This is a genomic window from Terriglobales bacterium (assembly GCA_035764005.1).
Classification (GTDB): domain Bacteria; phylum Acidobacteriota; class Terriglobia; order Terriglobales; family Acidobacteriaceae; genus Gp1-AA112.
In genome coordinates this window covers 1-16,910 of sequence record DASTZZ010000117.1, presented here as the reverse complement: position 1 = coordinate 16,910, position 16,910 = coordinate 1, and the positions used below count along the sequence as shown (strand labels likewise).

General features: G+C 57.2%; 12 protein-coding genes. 6 read left to right on the top strand and 6 right to left on the bottom strand.

Translation table 11 applies throughout. The annotated features are described in order from the left end of the window. Positions 1–317 precede the first annotated feature (317 nt). The 4 genes from VFU50_19840 to VFU50_19825 all read left to right on the top strand — a co-directional run bounded on the left by VFU50_19840 (position 318) and on the right by VFU50_19825 (position 5,212). Positions 318–1,511: a PLP-dependent aspartate aminotransferase family protein gene (locus VFU50_19840; GenBank protein HEU5235120.1), complete on the top strand. Its 1,194-nt coding sequence runs from the start codon at positions 318–320 to the stop codon at positions 1,509–1,511. Beyond that, positions 1,502–3,262: a homoserine dehydrogenase gene (locus VFU50_19835; protein HEU5235119.1), complete on the top strand. Its 1,761-nt coding sequence runs from the start codon at positions 1,502–1,504 to the stop codon at positions 3,260–3,262. Before VFU50_19840 ends, VFU50_19835 begins: the two co-directional genes overlap by 10 nt. Beyond that, the gene (locus VFU50_19830; GenBank protein HEU5235118.1) at positions 3,259–4,431 is read left to right on the top strand and encodes a cystathionine beta-lyase; all 1,173 of its coding nucleotides are present in this window, start codon (positions 3,259–3,261) and stop codon (positions 4,429–4,431) included. Before VFU50_19835 ends, VFU50_19830 begins: the two co-directional genes overlap by 4 nt. A gap of 79 nt (positions 4,432–4,510) precedes the next feature. Then, positions 4,511–5,212, top strand: a complete 702-nt coding sequence (locus VFU50_19825; GenBank protein HEU5235117.1) for an Ig-like domain-containing protein — start codon at positions 4,511–4,513, stop codon at positions 5,210–5,212. Positions 5,213–5,316: 104 nt separating this feature from the next. On the opposite strand, the gene VFU50_19820 is transcribed toward VFU50_19825, so the two are convergent. Beyond that, positions 5,317–8,325, bottom strand: a complete 3,009-nt coding sequence (locus VFU50_19820; GenBank protein ID HEU5235116.1) for an endo-1,4-beta-xylanase — start codon at positions 8,323–8,325, stop codon at positions 5,317–5,319. 235 nt (positions 8,326–8,560) lie between these two features. On the opposite strand from VFU50_19820, the gene VFU50_19815 reads away from it, so the two are divergent. Further along, complete coding sequence (locus tag VFU50_19815; protein HEU5235115.1) at positions 8,561–9,760, top strand: glycoside hydrolase family 88 protein; 1,200 nt, start codon at positions 8,561–8,563, stop codon at positions 9,758–9,760. A gap of 166 nt (positions 9,761–9,926) precedes the next feature. On the opposite strand, the gene tpiA is transcribed toward VFU50_19815, so the two are convergent. After that, a complete protein-coding gene (tpiA, locus tag VFU50_19810) occupies positions 9,927–10,676 on the bottom strand; it encodes a triose-phosphate isomerase (GenBank protein HEU5235114.1) in 750 nt (249 codons plus the stop codon). A gap of 35 nt (positions 10,677–10,711) precedes the next feature. Here tpiA and VFU50_19805 point away from each other — a divergent pair, with 35 nt between their 5' ends. Then, the gene (locus VFU50_19805) at positions 10,712–11,182 is read left to right on the top strand and encodes a hypothetical protein (protein ID HEU5235113.1); all 471 of its coding nucleotides are present in this window, start codon (positions 10,712–10,714) and stop codon (positions 11,180–11,182) included. 136 nt (positions 11,183–11,318) lie between these two features. On the opposite strand, the gene VFU50_19800 is transcribed toward VFU50_19805, so the two are convergent. From VFU50_19800 to VFU50_19785, 4 genes are all read right to left on the bottom strand, one after another. Continuing rightward, the gene (locus tag VFU50_19800; GenBank protein HEU5235112.1) at positions 11,319–12,530 is read right to left on the bottom strand and encodes a phosphoglycerate kinase; all 1,212 of its coding nucleotides are present in this window, start codon (positions 12,528–12,530) and stop codon (positions 11,319–11,321) included. Between the two features lie 13 nt (positions 12,531–12,543). Next, entirely contained in the window at positions 12,544–13,551 is a 1,008-nt protein-coding gene (gene gap / locus VFU50_19795; GenBank protein HEU5235111.1) for a type I glyceraldehyde-3-phosphate dehydrogenase, read from the bottom strand. 1,347 nt (positions 13,552–14,898) lie between these two features. Next, a complete protein-coding gene (murA, locus tag VFU50_19790; GenBank protein ID HEU5235110.1) occupies positions 14,899–16,206 on the bottom strand; it encodes a UDP-N-acetylglucosamine 1-carboxyvinyltransferase in 1,308 nt (435 codons plus the stop codon). Between the two features lie 103 nt (positions 16,207–16,309). Continuing rightward, the coding region (locus VFU50_19785) for an N-acetylmuramic acid 6-phosphate etherase (protein HEU5235109.1) at positions 16,310–16,910 on the bottom strand (601 nt) is incomplete at its 5' end.

Here is a 16,910-nt window from a genome sequence, read left to right as displayed (position 1 = left end):
ATGAGCCTTATCATCCACAAGGTCCACTCAGTCCACAAAGTCCACTTTTTGTCCACGAAGTGAACGCCCCCCATCTAAGTTGACAGACCCGCCCCATTGTGTAGAATCACCTTAACCCGCAGCTAGCGGGAGTGAGCCTCAATGACTCCTCTCACAGGAACCCGAATGTATATGGGCATGTGCACCCCGGGCGGTGACCTGTCCACATCGGGAACGTGAGAGTCGAGCAATAACCTTCCTGACGTGAGCGGCCGCCTGGGGATCCCGGCGGTCTTCGTATTTTCAGCGCAAATTTCATAGCTTACGCAGGAGGATTCATGTCTTCAGACAATCGCGGTCTTTGTACCCGGACCATTCACGGCACGCAGCCCCCCGATTCCGCCACCGGCGCCATCCTTACCCCGATTTATCAATCCACGACATTCGTTCAGGAAGCAGTTGGCGTTCACAAGGGATTCACCTATTCGCGTGCGGCCAATCCGACGGTTTCGGCGCTGGAAGATGTTCTTGGATCGCTTGAGACAGCGCCGACCCTTTGCTTCTCTACCGGCATGGCCGCAATAAGCACGCTCTTCCTTTCCATTTTGAAACAGGGCGATCACGTCATCATTTCCGACGTTGTGTATGGCGGCACCGTCCGTCTCTTTCGCCAGGTGCTCGAAGGGTTTGGAGCGCGGGTAAGCTTTGTCGACACAGCTAACGTTGCCGCAGTTGCCGCCGCGGTGGAGTCTCGGACCAAACTGATCTTCATCGAGACGCCGGCGAATCCCACTCTGAAACTCACTGACATCGCGGCGGTCTCTTCGGTAGCCCGCAAAGCAGACGTGTTGCTGGCCGTTGACAACACCTTTCTCACCGCCGCGCTCCAGCCTGTGTTCGAGCTCGGCGCCGACATCAGCGTGCTTTCGACTACCAAGTACATCGAGGGTCACAACGCCACCGTCGGCGGATCGCTCGCTACGAAGGATGAAGCTCTGCTAGAGCGCTTCCGACTCGTGCGCAAGACCATTGGCTGTATTCAGTCGCCACTCGAATCGTGGCTGACTCAGCGCGGACTGAAGACGCTGAGCATGCGTCTTGAACGCCATTCCCAAAATGCACTCACGGTTGCGAGCTGGCTTGAACAGCACCCAACGGTACAACGCGTCTCCTACCCCGGACTGCGCTCGTTTCCGCAGTACGAGCTAGCTTGCCGTCAGCACGTTGCGCACGGCGGAATGCTCTCCTTCGAGGTGAATGGCGGCACGCCGGCTGCCTTAGAACTGATGAAATCCGTAAAGCTTTGCTCGCTTGCGGAAAATCTCGGCGCGGCCGAGACGTTGATTACGCACCCCGCGAGCATGACTCACGCGGATATTCCGCCAGAGACGCGCGTTGCGCTCGGCATTCCTGACGGACTGATCCGGCTGTCGGTTGGACTCGAAGACGCTTCGGACATCATCGCCGATCTCGAGCAGGCGCTCGAGAAGGCCGAGAGCTGTAGCACCGAGAGGAGCGCGGCATGCGCGTAATTGTCCTCAAGTTCGGCAGTTCGGTGCTGCGCAGCGAGGCGGATCTGCCGCGCGCTGTTCACGAAATCTATCGCTGGCTGCGCGATGGATACTCCGTCGTGGCAGTCGTCTCCGCTTTTGGAAAGACCACCGATCAACTCCTTGCCTCGGCCCGCGAATATTCCGAGCAGCCTCCAGAGGGGGCGCTCGCTCTTCTGCTCTCCACGGGAGAAAAACGCGCTGCGGCGTTGCTCGCTCTGGCACTCGACCGCGCCGGAATTCCCGCGAGCGCGTTTGATCCTTCACGTTTGGGCCTTCGTACTAGCGGCCGCGTGCTCAACGCCGAACCGGTTCGCCTCAATGTCGGCGCGATTCGCAAGGCCCTCGATAACTCGCGTGTTGCCGTTGTGCCTGGTTTCATTGGCCAGATGCAGGATGGACGAACGTCTCTTCTCGGCCGTGGGGGTTCAGACTTAAGCGCCCTTTTTCTCGCTGTTCACCTCCGAGGCGGTTGCCGGCTGCTCAAGGACGTTGACGGCGTCTATGACCACGATCCGCACGTGAGCTCTGCGCGGTGTTATGCCTCTTTGACCTGGGAAGATGCGCTAGCGATCGGCGGGCGCATTATTCAGCAGAAAGCTCTGCGCTTCGCTCGCGAGCATAGTCAGAGCTTCGAAGTAGCGGCGCTCGCATCGGAGCAGGCGACGATTGTTGGAGCTGAGAGCACCAGATTCTTTCCAGCGCGAGCAAAGCGCGATCGCGTGCGCGTAGCGCTATTAGGCTTGGGAACCGTCGGTTACGGCGTGTATCAGGAACTTGCGGCTCAGTCAGAGTTGTTCGACGTTGTAGGGATCGTGGTTCGCAATCTGCATCGCCCTGAGGAGACGGTTCCACAGAGCTTTCTTTCAACCGACGTTTGGGATGTCGTGAATCGCGACTGCGACATCGTTGTCGAAGCCCTCGGAGGTATCGAGCCGGCTGCCGATTGCATTCGCGCGGCGCTGAATGCGGGTAAGCACGTTGTCACCGCAAACAAAGCTGCGTTAGCCAATAATCCTGAGCTGCATCAGATCGCTGAACAGAACGGGGTCGAGCTACTCTGCTCAGCGGCAGTCGGCGGCGCAGTTCCCGTTTTGGAAACACTTCATCGGATCGCTCGTGAGCACGAAATCCAGACCGTAGAAGGCGTGCTCAACGGCACCACGAACTTCATCCTGCACGAGCTTGCTCGCGGTATTCCCTTCGAGCAGGCAGTGGCACAGGCCCAAACGTGCGGACTGGCCGAAGCTGATCCGTCGGCCGATCTCGACGGCAGCGACGTGGCTTGCAAGCTGGTGCTGATCGCGCGCGCCGCATTCGGAGTGGACCTGCCGTTTACATCCGTTCATCGCGTCGGAATCACCGAAATCGACCCGCGACATGTGTTCGATTTATCCAAGTCTGGCTCAGCCGTGCGACTCGTTGGATCGTTGCATCGCGAGGGTGATCGCATCACGGCGGAAGTCAAACCCGTCGTGCTCGAAGCAGGGCATGCTCTGGCGAATACGAATCGCGAAGAGAACTGTGTGGCCGTAACGACCACCGGAGACAAGACTCACATCTTGCACGGCAAGGGCGCAGGCCGCTGGCCGACGACGGAAGCCGTTTTTGGCGATCTGTGGAGCTTGGTTCGCGGACGGCGGCGGATCGCGGATGAGCATGAGCAAGAACACTCAGCAAAGATCGCAGTAGCAGCCGCCGTTGGTGCAGGCGAGGAGGCGTTAGCGTTATGAAAATCGATACGAAATTGGTTCAATCTGCCGGTTGTCCGGGCGACCGGCACCGCGCTATTACGACTCCGATTTACCAGACCGCCACCTTCGAGCAAGAAGGCGCCCTCGAATTCAGCGAGTACGACTATTCGCGAAGCGGCAATCCTACTCGTGCTGTTTTGGAACAGCAGCTCGCGGAGCTCGAACATGGAACCCGCGCCTTTGCCTTTGCCAGCGGTCTCGCGGCGCTTGCCGCCGTGACTCGCCTGCTGCGTCCTGGAGACGAGATTCTCGCGGTAGATGACGTGTACGGCGGGACGTGCCGCCTGTTCTCGAAAATCCTGAAGCGCTCGGAGATTTCTGTGCGATACGTGCAGGGCACAACGGGAGAAGACTTTGTCCGAGCCTTTGGACCGCGCACTCGTCTGGTTCATATCGAGACTCCCACGAATCCGCTGCTGAAGGTCGTCGATATCGCGGGTTTGGCGCATGTTGCCCATCAGCACAATGCTCTACTCTGCGTCGATAACACCATGCTCTCTCCCTACCTGCAAAATCCGCTGACCCTTGGGGCCGACATCGTGGTCCACTCGGCGACCAAGTTCCTCTGCGGACACAGCGACGTGATTGCTGGAGCAGTCATCGTTCGCGACGCGCAGCTTGCGGAAGATCTGTACCTGATTCAAAACGGCGAAGGTGCCGTTTTGGGACCATTCGATTCTTATCTTCTGCTGCGTGGAATCAAGACTCTGAGTGTGCGCCTGGAGCGCCAACAGGCCAATGCCGCTCAGATCGCGCAATTTCTTTGCAGCCATCCCGGCGTGAAGCGCGTCTATTACCCATCGCTGCTGGAGAAGAAGAGCTTCGGAATTCATGTCCGGCAGGCACGCGGAAACGGGGCTGTCGTGAGCTTCGAGACGGGCTCGATCGAAACGTCTCGACAGGTGGTCGAATCGCTTAAGCTGTTTCCCATCACTGTCAGCTTTGGCGGGCTACAATCGTCAGTAAGCTTGCCGGGTCGGATGTCGCATGCGAGCGTGCCGCCGCAGGTTGCGTCACAACGGCAGCTGCCGGTAGATCTGATTCGACTTTCCATCGGGATCGAAAATGCCGACGATCTGATCGCCGATCTCACCGAAGCCCTGGAAGTTGCAGAGAGCGTGCCTGAACTGCGAGCCTCAGCCGGTTGAGCACAGGACGAAGCGCTGCAAATTCTCTGCAGGAACCGGCAGTGGCTTCGTTCATTGACTCAGGAGGCGTGTACCGCGAATGTTGAAGTTGAAAGAAGAAGCTGCGGAGCTGCGCGGCCACGAAGCCGCGAAGCTTGCATTAGCGATAAGACTACTTCGGACAAAACTTCAGTTGGTTGCGCTCTGCGCGATCAGTCTGTTGTTAGTTGGTGCCGCGGGTTGCGGGAAGTTTTTCCCAGACGCCGGCACGCTGGTAGCGATCACAATCTCTCCGAATAATCCGACGATTCAACCCAGCAAAACACAGCAGTTCACAGCTACCGGCACGTTTGGTGACAACAGCACGAAGGATCTTTCATCGACGGTAACGTGGTCATCCTCCTCGGCGAACATCGCGACAATTAACAGCTCAGGCCTTGCAACTGCGGGAACCACCGTTGGAAGTACCACCATCACAGCAAAGTCCGGAAATCAAACCGCAAGCACCACGCTCACGGTCAGCAACCAGACATCGAACGGCCTGACTATTGCATGCGCACTCTGCACGCCGCTGGGATCCGGCACGTTTACCGTTTCGTCGTCAGTGGGTTCGGTGACATTTACTGCGACTGATTCAAACGGACAAGCAGTAACGCCGACGTGGACCTCCAGCAACGCCGCCATTCCCATCGGAAGCAGTACCGGAACTGCAACATTTAACACTTCCGCTACCGGCCAGACTACGACGATCACTGCAACAGCGAGCGGAGCTACAGGATCAGCGACACTTACGGTTCAGTGAGCGAATCGGCCGTTCGCGATTTAGCCATCAGCCGATTCGCCTCAAGTTCCCTACAGGGTGCCCGGCCTTTGATTTTTTCCCAAGCCCAGCACTCTGGAAATCGTTTATTGCGGCCCATTGCCTCGATAGAAGTTAATGGTCTGCGTAAACGTTCCCGTGTCGTAGCGCGGGAGGTTCTTATAGCCCGCCGAACCCCAGGGCACACTCAACTGGAATTGCGACATTACAGGATTGCAGCCCACGATGCTGATCGTGAATGAAGCGCTAGCCGTGCCGCTGGTCGGGATGTCGCCAAGGTTAATCGGAAATGTTCCCGGCTTGATCGCTTGGCCACCTACGGTCACGCCTGTGACAGTCGGGGTACACGGCGGGCCGGAAATCTGCTTCAGGGTGAACCCATTGAGTTGGGTCCCATAAGCCGGCCCAACGTCTCCATCCGTTGCGGTTATAGTCACGGTACGCCTGTCGACTGTTTGAGCGGTTTGGGACGCTGAGAATGTCATGCCGTATCCCGGCAGGTGAGTCGGGTCAACAATGCCCCAGTATGCCGGCTTGGCTTGCAGTCCCATGTCGAACGGCAGTGGATAGTTGGTGCGGGAAACTGGGAAGCCATCGAGCCAGGTGTCGTCATCCGCCATTCCCCAGAACGTCACAGCTTTGAGATTGTCGTTGACCGCCGCTTCCTTGAAGACGTCGAAATACTGCTTATAGAGCCAGCCCTGTTCCGCCAAAATAGCTGGAGGAACATTGAGCCCGTAATTCGACAGATCGGCAAAATCGTAAACGCTCATATCGAGCTCGGTTACCTGTTGATCGAGATCGGGAAACGCTTGATGGACAGTATCGAACGCGTTAGCCATCGCTGCAGGCGACGGGTAGTCGATGGTGTTGTGCGTCTCGTGCCCAATCCCATCGATAGGAATACCGCGCGAGCGCAGATCCGTAATCAGGTTCACAAAGCAGGCAAGACGATTTGGATCATACGAGCTGTAATCATTGATGAAGAGCTTGGTGCCGGCAGGCGCATATTGCCGGGCGGCTTGCAATGCAACATCGATGTAGCTCTTCCCCAGCACCTTATAAAACGGCCCGTGGACTAGACAATCGGGCTGGCTGGGATCAAGTGGCTCGTTGATCACGTCCCATGCATACACTTTATTTCCGAAGTGTTGCACCTCGTTTTTGATGTGCTCCTGGATGTTAGCTATGACGGTCGCTTGGTTTGCGGGCGAGCTGGTGCCGTCCCCAGTTGCGTAGGACGGAGTCTGCGCCCCGGTCGCCCATACCAGGTTGTGTCCGCGCACTTTCATTCCATGGCAGACCGCAACGCCCACTTGCAGGTCTGCATTTGCGTAGTTGAAGGAGCCCTTCGTGCTTTCCACTGAGCTCCACTTCATATCGTTGCCTGACACGATGCTGTTGAAGTGCGTGGTCAGCAGTTGCGCATGCGGACCCGAAACATCTGTCGGATCAACCGCGGCGCCGATCGGGAAGACATTCGCGTAAGTTTGAAAGATTGACGGAATGTCAGTCTGGATCGTTGGCGGCGCGACATAGGTCAGCTGGAAGTCATCGAGATAAAACGACACCAGATCCTCGGGAGCGCTCGAAGGCGTAACTGTCTGGAAGTACAAGTGCGCAGCCCCGGGATCGTACGAGCTGGACATGTTGTAACCCATGACATTGATCTGGTGCCATTGACCGTCCGCAGGCACCGTGATGCCGGGATAAGAAGTTACTGAAGGGTAGTTCGTGTTCCCTTGCAAGGCCACTTCGAGGCTCATGTTTATGGTGTGACTTGAGCCATCGGTGGGCTGCAGCATGATCCAGCCGCTGATGTTATAAACCGATCCGTTATACATTTTGTTACTAACGCTGATCTGAGGGCCATCCCAATTATGGATTCTGCCGGTGGTCAGCAGACTGTGGCTCCCGGTGTGGGCAGCGGCGGTGCTGTTCGCTACCGTGGAACTTCCTGAGCGCGAGCTCCAGCCGTCAACGCCTCCATCTTCAAAGTTGGTGCTGATGCCGGTATTGTCCTGCTGGCTTGGATCCGGTGGAGGCAGCGCAATCTCGCTAATAGTTACATCGCCGATGTAGAAAGAGTCCGTGGCGCTGCTCGACTGGATGTAAAGAGTCAAACCCGTCGGCGCACCCGGCACATCCGTAAAGCTGAAAGTGCCCTGCAATTTAGTCCACGCCGTGCTCGACAACGTCTGCCCGTTTCCAACGTTGCTGTAAGTCCCGTTGGTCGAGCAGTCTTTCCGTTGAATTGTCATCGTGGCGGTGGGATTGCTGCTGTCGGAAGCCGCCAACAATACGTACGCGGTAACCTGATAGGTTGCTCCGGCTTTCAGGTTAAGGCTCAGCAAATTCAGTGCCGGTCCCATGAAGCCTGCCGTACGGTTCGAGATGAGCAAGTCGCGTGCATCGTTATTCGGATCGGCAAGCGGAGAGGCAACATTCGAGAGAATTGGCGAGCCAAACGGGAACCATCCATCAGTACCGCCATCGGCGAATGTGTATTGGGCGATAGTGTTCCCGCTCGGCGGCGGCGCCGTCTCAGTAATGACGACGTGATCCAGATAAAAAGACTGCGTCGTGGTCGGGCCTACCAACTGGGCGTAGAGACGCACCCCCGTTTCCGTCGCAGACGCCTTGAATGTTCCGCCTATTTGTGCCCAACTGGAATCATTTACCGGGACCTGATAATTGCCTACGGTGTCGTAGCACGTCCCGCCCGAGCAATTGGGATCGCTGCGCTGAATCGTGAAGTTCGCATTCGTGGCGGCTTCGCCACTGGTCAGCATCACGTAACCGGTGATCGTGTACGTGGCCCCGGCTTGCAGGACGCCGTTTAACGAAATACTCGGCCCGCTGCTCGCTCCACTGGTATTCGTCGTTGTCAGCAGACTATCCGATCCGCTGTATGCCGCCGCGTTCGACGCGACCGGCGTACTTGCTCCGTTAAATGAAACCCATCCGTCGGCTGTTCCGTCATCGAAGTCGTAAGTGCCTACAACCTGCGCGAGGGCAGTTCGGCACGTCAACGACAGAATGAATGCAAACGTCAGTGCAAAAGATAGGAGTGAGCGACGACGAGAACACGACATGGTGACCTCTCCGGCTGTGGAGATTTTGCAACGACTGCGGAGGTCGAGCCCGCAGGCGCTGACCCTTTCGAAGGCGCGTCTAAATCGCTTTAGCCGCTGTTCGCCTCGCGAACAAAATCCGGGATACAGTAAATATCACTGGTAGAACTCGGAAGTCAACACTTGCCGCGAACTGCCATTTCGACACGCGAATTCAGCCGTTGTTTTCACAGGCAGGAGAGGTAACCTCACCGGAATGAATCGACCCAACGCGCGGGCTCTCGGATTTGCGGTGGTTTTCCTTTTGGTTATGCAAGTTTTTTCCGTCGCACAAGACCAGGTTTGGGCAAAGCGTGTGGCGGATGCCGCCATCCTTCGGTGGCCCGAGGGCAAGGTCGCGCGAGGCAATGAAAAGCTCAGTGATTGGGCATACGACAAGAGCGTTCTTTTTTCCGGCCTCATTCAGGTATCGCGCCTTACTTCGGATGAGCGCTACCTGGCGTATGTCGAACGCGCACTCGATCGATTGGTTGGTCCTGACGGGACAATTGCTTCGTACAAGCCAAACGAGCTCAGCCTGGATGAGTTGGCCCTCGGACGCCAGGTGCTCTTTCTATACGAACGCGAGCACAAGGCCAAGTACTACAAAGCAGCACAGATGCTGCGACATCAACTTGATCTTCAGCCGCGCACTCCTTCCGGCGGTTTCTGGCACAAACAGCGCTATCCCAACCAGATGTGGCTCGACGGTCTCTACATGGCAGAACCGTTCTATGCGCAGTACTCGGCGATGTTTCACGACAAGAAAGCTTTCGACGACATTGCGCATCAGTTCATCCTGGTCGAGGAACACACACGCGATCCCAAAACGGGACTGCTTTACCACGCTTGGGACGAGTCCCGCCAGCAGAAGTGGGCCGACAAAACGACGGGCGATTCTCCGAACTTCTGGTCGCGAGCGATGGGCTGGTATGCGATGGCTCTGGTCGATACCTTGCCCTACTTCCCAAAAGATCATCCCGGACGTGCACAACTGATCGCGATTCTTGGTCGATTGGCCGATACGATCGCCAAATATCAGGATCAACAGACCGGCCTCTGGTATCAGGTGACCGATCGCGCTGGAGCGCCTGGCAACTATCTGGAGCCATCGGCAGCGTGCATGTTCACCTACGCTCTGGCCAAAGGCGTTCGACTCGGCTATCTCGACTCGAAGTACAGAGCTAACGCCTCGCGTGCCTATCAAGGAATCCTGCATCGCTTCGTTCGGCAGGATGCCAGCGGTCGCTGGACTCTAATTGACACTGTGTACAGCGCCGGCCTCGGAGGCACTCCTTACCGCGATGGCAGTTACGAGTACTACATTCATGAGAAGGCGGGTCCAGACGATCCGAAAGGCATTGGAGCCTTTCTGCTCGCCAGTTCTGAAATGGAACAGGTCCGCAATTCCCGCTAGTTGCGCGTTCGTGCGTTCACATTCGACTCCACCTCCGACCGCGAGCTTCGCAATTTCGCGATTTCCTGATTTCGCGATTATTTCTGGTTCTAAATCGCGAAATCGCGAAATCACGCAATCGCGAAATTGCCACTGGCCCGAGGGTCGGCGATCAGATGCATCCTCCTCACCAGTTCACGATGGCGGCAAACGACTTCGGATCGAGGCTGGCGCCGCCTACCAATGCTCCATCAATTTGCGGCTGCGACATGAGCGCGTGCGCGTTGTCCGGTTTCACACTGCCTCCGTACAGTATGCGGAGCTTCTGAGCGGCATCTTCACCGATTGCCTTTCCTGCTTCACCGCGAATGAAGACGTGGGCTTCCGAAGCGATCTCCGGGGTCGCTGTCTTGCCGGTACCAATGGCCCAGACCGGCTCATAGGCAATGCAGAATTTGTCGACGTCTGCGCCCGAGATCTCGCGTAGAGCCGCGCCCACCTGACGCCGCAAGACATTCTCGGTCAAACCGGATTCGCGTTCTTCAAAGAGTTCGCCGATGCAGACGATCGACTTCAATCCATCGGCCAGCGCGCCGCGCAGCTTGCGATTCACGCCGATGTCGGTCTCGCCAAAGTACTGTCGGCGCTCGGAGTGGCCGATGATCACCTGCTTGCAGCCGATTGCGATCAGCATCTCTGCGGAGATCTCTCCGGTAAACGCTCCCTGTTTCTCAAAGTGCATGTTCTGCGCCCCGACTTCTACTCGGCTGCCTCGAGTCGCCTCAACAACAGTAGGAATGCTGATGAATGGTGGGAACAACGCGATCTCGTCGCGATCATGATTGGCGACCATCGGCAGGAAATCGCGCACAAAGGCGCGGGCTTCGTCGGGCGTTTTGTACATCTTCCAATTGGCGGCTATCAGTTTCTTTCGCATGCGATAAAATCAGAGCAGCTCATATCCGAAGTGCAATGCAGGATTCCCTCGGTAATTTCCCTTCTGAAGATTCTCCCCGGCGCTCGTGGACCATCGTAATCCTGGTCGTGCTTGCGGTTGCCGTGGTCGGTATCGCCTTTGATCGCTTACTCATCAGAGAAGGCGTTTCTCGTTACGACCTGCTGGCGATTTCCAATCTGCTGACCGGGTTCGTTGCCGGCGCCTTCTTCTGGGAGGCGCGGCGGCGCGACAGCGAGCGTCGCAAGTTCATTCGCGAACGCCTGCGCACTATCTCAGAGATGAACCATCACATTCGCAACGCCCTCCAGGTGATCTCCCTCTATTCGTACAAACAGCGCGACGAGAAGACAATGAAGGATCTCGGGCACGCCGTGAACCGGATCGAGTGGGCGCTCAGCGAAGTACTGCCGGCTGAACTCCTCGGCCATCCCCCTGTATCGGAAGAGCGGCCGTGGGAAGCGGAGTCGCATAGCGCGAAGCAGTAGTTTTTCGTTTCTGTCATTCCGAACTACAACATCAGGACTGGCTGCTCAATACAGCGTGGCTCCGATAGGGATTCCTCTCTCCTGCTCACGCGAACTGCTCGCGTGAGCATCCGCTCGGAATGACAAGACAAAGAACCTAGCGATTACTCAGTGCCTCCACTCCCGGCAACTTCTTGCCTTCCAAGAATTCCAGCGAAGCGCCGCCGCCAGTTGAGATGTGCGAGATCTTCTCCGCCACCCCTGCCTGGTGCACCGCGGCGACTGAATCTCCTCCGCCAACGATTGACGTTGCGTCTTCGTTACTCGCGATTGCCTTCGCAACCTTCTTCGTTCCGGTAGCAAAGGTTGGCGTCTCGAAGACGCCCATTGGACCATTCCAAATGATGGTGCACGCATTGGCGATCTCGTCGGAATACAGCTTTACCGTTTTGGGACCGATATCGAGCCCCATGTAACCCTCGGGAATCGGTTGATTCGCATCGATGGTCTTCGTCGGAATGTCGTTCTCGATCTTCATCGCGACGACATCGTCAACCGGCAGCAGAAGGCGAACGTTGCGTTCCTTGGCTTCGCGCAGCAGATCCGACGCAAGCTGAAGCTTGTCGTTCTCGACCAGCGACTTGCCCACTTCGCGTCCCTGAGCTTTCTGGAAGGTATACGCCATGGCGCCTCCGATAAGCAGGGCGTCCACCTTGCCCATCAGGTTCTTAATCACGCCGATCTTGTCGGAGACCTTCGCGCCGCCAATGATAGCGATGAACGGCCGCGCCGGATCGTGCAGCGCCTGACCCATGTAGTCGAGTTCCTTCTGCATGAGGAACCCGGCAGCGGATTTCTCGACAAACTTGGTGATGCCCGCCGTCGAAGCGTGCGCGCGATGCGCGCTGCCGAAGGCGTCGTTCACGTAGTAGTCGGCGAGCTTCGCCAACGATCGCGCAAATGCCTCGTCGTTAGCTTCCTCTTCAGGATGAAAGCGCAGATTCTCGAGCAGCAGAGTCTGTCCGCTTTCCAGGCGCGTAGCCAGCTCTTCCGCTTCGATTCCAACACAATCGGGCGAGAAGCCGACGTTGCAACTGCTCTCGAGCACGTTGTCGAGCAGCATGCGCAGACGCTCGGCTACCGGCTTGAGGCTCATCTTGGGATTCGGCTTGCCCTTCGGCCTGCCCAGATGAGAGGCAACAATCACCTTCGCGCGATTGCGAATGGCATATTCCAAAGTGGGAAGAGTTTCGCGAATGCGCGTGTCGTCGGTAACGCGTCCCTCCTCCGAAAGGGGAACGTTGAAATCGACGCGCACGAATACGCGCTTGTCTCTTATCGGCAGATCTTTAAGCGAAAGTTTCTGCATACCGGGCTCCGAACTAGAGGCCCTTTTTACCCATGAAGTCGATGAGGTCGCGGACACGGCAGGAGTACCCCCATTCATTGTCGTACCAGGAAATGACTTTCACACAGTTTCCGTTGACTACGCGCGTCATCGGCGAATCAACAATCGATGAGCGCGAATCTCCACGATAATCCATCGAGACCAGCTCGCCGTCTTCCACGCCGAGAATGCCTTTCATGGCGCCACCCGCCGCCGATTTGAACGCAGCGTTTACTTCCTCCGGCGTGGTCTTCTTGTCGGTAAAGGCGACGAGATCGACGACAGAGACGTTAGGCGTTGGGACGCGCATGGCAAAGCCGTCGAGCTTGCCTTTCAATTCGGGAATTACGAGGTGGAGGGCCTTGGCAGCTCCAGTCGAAGTCGGAATCATCGACAACGCGGCAGCGCGTGCGCGGCGAAGATCCTTGTGCGGGAAGTCGAGAATGACCTGGTCATTCGTGTAGGAGTGAATCGTCGTCATCGTTCCGCTCTGGATGCCGAACGAGTCGTGCACGACCTTCGCGATCGGTGCAAGGCAGTTCGTCGTGCAGGAAGCATTGGAAACGATGTGATGTTTCGCTGGATCGTACTTGCCTTCGTTCACGCCAAGCACGATGGTGATGTCTTCGTTCTTGGCCGGAGCGGAGATGATTACCTTTTTCACCGTTCCGCGAAGGTGCTTGCGTGCAGCTTCGGCGTCAGTGAACTTACCGGTGGATTCGACGACCACCTGCGCGCCGACTGATTCCCAGTTCAGATTGCCGGGATCGCGTTCCGCAAAAACCTTGATCTTCTTGTTGCCGATCTGGATCGAATCGCCGGTAGCGCGAATGTCTTCTTTCAGATTGCCGAGAACCGAGTCGTACTTCAGCAGATGCGCGAGCGTCTTCGCGTCGGTGAGGTCGTTGACGGCGACGAACTCGATGCCCGGATGATTCAGCGCGGTACGGACAACGTTGCGTCCGATGCGCCCGAATCCATTGATGCCTACTTTAATTGCCATTAAGTGCTCTCCTGTATCCGCCACGCCGGCGGTAAAAATGAAATGAGTTAGAGAGAAAACCTGCGGTCAGGCTCCTGCGATGACCGCACGCGCAAGGTGAATTAAAAATCGTAAATCACCGAGGAGTGCAGGCGCAATGGAAGCGAGTGATCATTTCACCTGGGGCGAATTCGCTGAGAGAACCGGGAGCGCACGCGAACTCCAGCAGCCGATTGAAAGCGCAGCGCGAACTTCGGTCAGGATTTCTGTTGCCTCTTCGTTCACAAATATTTTTTCCAGCTTTCATTGATGTGAAATGACTTAGCAGCCGAGATCCCATCCGATCTCGATGAGATATCTCATGTTTTGCCATGAGATATCTCATCTCGATCTCATCAGGGTCTCTAGAGATCGCATGGGATATCTCATCACCTCCGTGAGATTGTCACTGCAAGGATGTCGAACACCGCTTCGCGCCTGTCCCGCGCAGTGTGCTTGGATAATGGTCCGACTTTGGAGTTCGTGCGCCAGATCGAATTCGCGAGATTTGCATGCAATCGGCACTTCTGCGACTAAGAATGAGACGGTACTCACAGCGACGGTTCCGCTATCTTCATGAAAAGATGCGATCTTCTCTGGCTGTTGAGCCGTCTTTCCCCGCAGATTCGAGCGATTTAGTTCCGGGGTTAACCCCACTTTTTCCACGGCGTTAACCCCAGTTTTCCACGGCGTTAACCCCGAAATTTCCACGGGGTTAACCCCAGCCGTTTCGGCGTTAACGCCGAGCTCCATGTGAGGAGCCTGTCTGGCCCCAGTTAGCGTTCCGGATTCGGGAAAATGACCCATACTCCTGTGCTATCCCGGATTTCGCCAAATGTCAAGAGGAAGTTCAGACCCAAAATGGAACTAGATTCTAACGGTGGTGTCTTGTCTGGAACTGATGCAAGAAGGGGACAGCGGTTGCGTTGGGAAATATAGCTGCGGTCCCCGAATTAGGTATCGACCCAAAGCCCGGCGCGTGAGGGTCATTCATTCAGGTTGCGGAGAAGTCCCGCCCATCGGCGGGACGCATGAGAGTAGCCCACTATGTAGCGAAGCGGAATGGTGGGTGAAATGAAAGAACGGATCGAGTCCGGCTTCCAGCCGGACGATTGAGAGTCTCGGGGTTCGATTGGGGAATGATTTAATAACTCAAGATTTTCAATCGTCCGGCAGGAAGCCGGACTCGAATCGCAACGAACGTTACCCCACCATTCCGCTTCGCTACATGGTGGGCTACTGTCGTTCGTCCCGCACAAGACGCGGGACTCGGGGTAGGTAGAGACTTTGCCAGTTCAGGTTCGGAGATGAACTAATGCGCCTGTCAGCTTACGCCAACGCGCCGGCCAGCTGTCCGCTCTTCCTGGGCAGCATCTCGCCGATGCGCTTCATCTGCGCGCCGACTCCGCGCAGCTTTTCTTCGATGCGCTCGTAGCCGCGGTCGATGTGATAGACGCGGTCGATGATGGTCTCGCCATCCGCAACCAGCGCAGCGAGCACGAGCGATGCCGACGCGCGCAGATCGGAGGCGAGCACTGCGGCGGCGCTCAGTGGAGTCTTGCCGCGAACAATGGCGCGGCGTCCTTCAATCTTGATGTTCGCGCCCATGCGCACAAGCTCCTGCGCGTGCATGAAGCGGTTTTCGAAAATGTTTTCCGTAACGACCGAGGTTCCTTCTGCCTGCGTAGTGAGCGCCATGTATTGCGCCTGCATGTCGGTGGGGAATCCAGGATGTTCTTCGGTGACGACGTCGGCAGCAGTGAGATTGCCGTCGCTCTGGACCCGGACTGAATCTTCGGTGGCGCGAATCTTCACTCCGCATTCCTGCAGCTTCGCGAGCAGCGCGCCCATGTGCTTGGGCTCGCAGCCGGCGACGATCAAATCTCCGCCGGTAATTGCCCCGGCGACGACAAAGGTTCCCGCTTCGATGCGGTCGGGAATGATGCGATGCTTGGCGCCACCGAGTTTCTCAACACCTTTTACGCGAATCGTCGATGTGCCCGCGCCTTGAATCTTCGCTCCCATTTTGTTAAGGAGGTCGGCGAGATCGGCAACTTCCGGCTCGCGGGCGCAGTTTTCCATCACGGTCTCTCCCTCAGCGAGTGTGGCGGCCATGAGCAGGTCTTCGGTGCCCGTAACGGTGATCTTTTCGAATACGATGTGCGCGCCTTTCAGGCGATCGGCTTTGGCTTCGATGTAGCCGTGCTCCTGGGTGATCAGTGCTCCCATCTTCTCGAGACCTTTGATGTGCAGGTCGATAGGGCGCGCGCCGATGGCGCATCCGCCAGGCAGCGAGACGCGAGCGATCCCCATGCGCGCAACCAGCGGACCAAGCACGAGCGTGGAGGCGCGCATCGTCTTGACGAGTTCGTACTTCGCTTCCGGACTGCTCAAGTTGCGGCAGCAGATACTGGTGCGATGCGATGCGCGACCGTATCCGAGCTCGACTTCGGCGCCCATCGACTCGAGCAGTTTGCGCTCGGTTTGAATGTCGCGAACGTCAGGAATGGCTTCGAGGATGACCGGCTCTTCGGTGAGGAGCGCGGCTGCCATGGCCGGCAGTGCCGCATTCTTTGCGCCGCTGACGCGCACGGTGCCTACCAGCGGATTACCGCCACGAATTACGAACTTATCCATTGGGGGATTCGCCTCTGATGCAGTGTTGTGCTGCGGATGATTAGATTCTACCCGCTAGGCGCGGGACTCACATCCGATGTTCACCTCATGAGAGGCTGTGGTTTCATACGGAAGGCTTAGCACTTCCGGTGGAATCGATGGCTTTGCGAACATTTCCCTTCGCAGCCTTCAGTCGACGAGCAGCCTCGACGCGGCTGGCTCCGGTCTTGAGCATGATCAGCGCGACGGGAACGCTCTTTCCTGAGCGCTCGATGGCTCGAGTTGCCTGCTCGCGATCGACACCGGCAGCCTTGCTGAGAATGCCAACGGCACGCTCGTAGAGCTTGGTGTTCTTCAGAGATACATTGACCATTAGATTGCCGTAAACATATCCGAGCCTGGTCATCGCGCCGGTCGTGATCGTGTTCAGGATCATCTTCTGCGCCGACCCGGCCTTCATGCGAGTTGAGCCGGATAGAACCTCGGGCCCGACTTCGGCGACGATGGCTGTCTCGGCGGCGTCACCCAGCGGCGTACCTGCGTTGCAGACGACGGCAAAGGTCTTCGCGCCTTTCTTCTTCGCATATTCGACTGCGGCGATGGTGTAAGGAGTGCGTCCGCTGGCGGCTATCCCGATCACCACATCCTTCTTGCCTGGCCTGAGCTTCGCGATGTCTTTCTCGCCGAGTCTGACGGAGTCCTCGCTTGCCTCTGTCGCGTGCGCC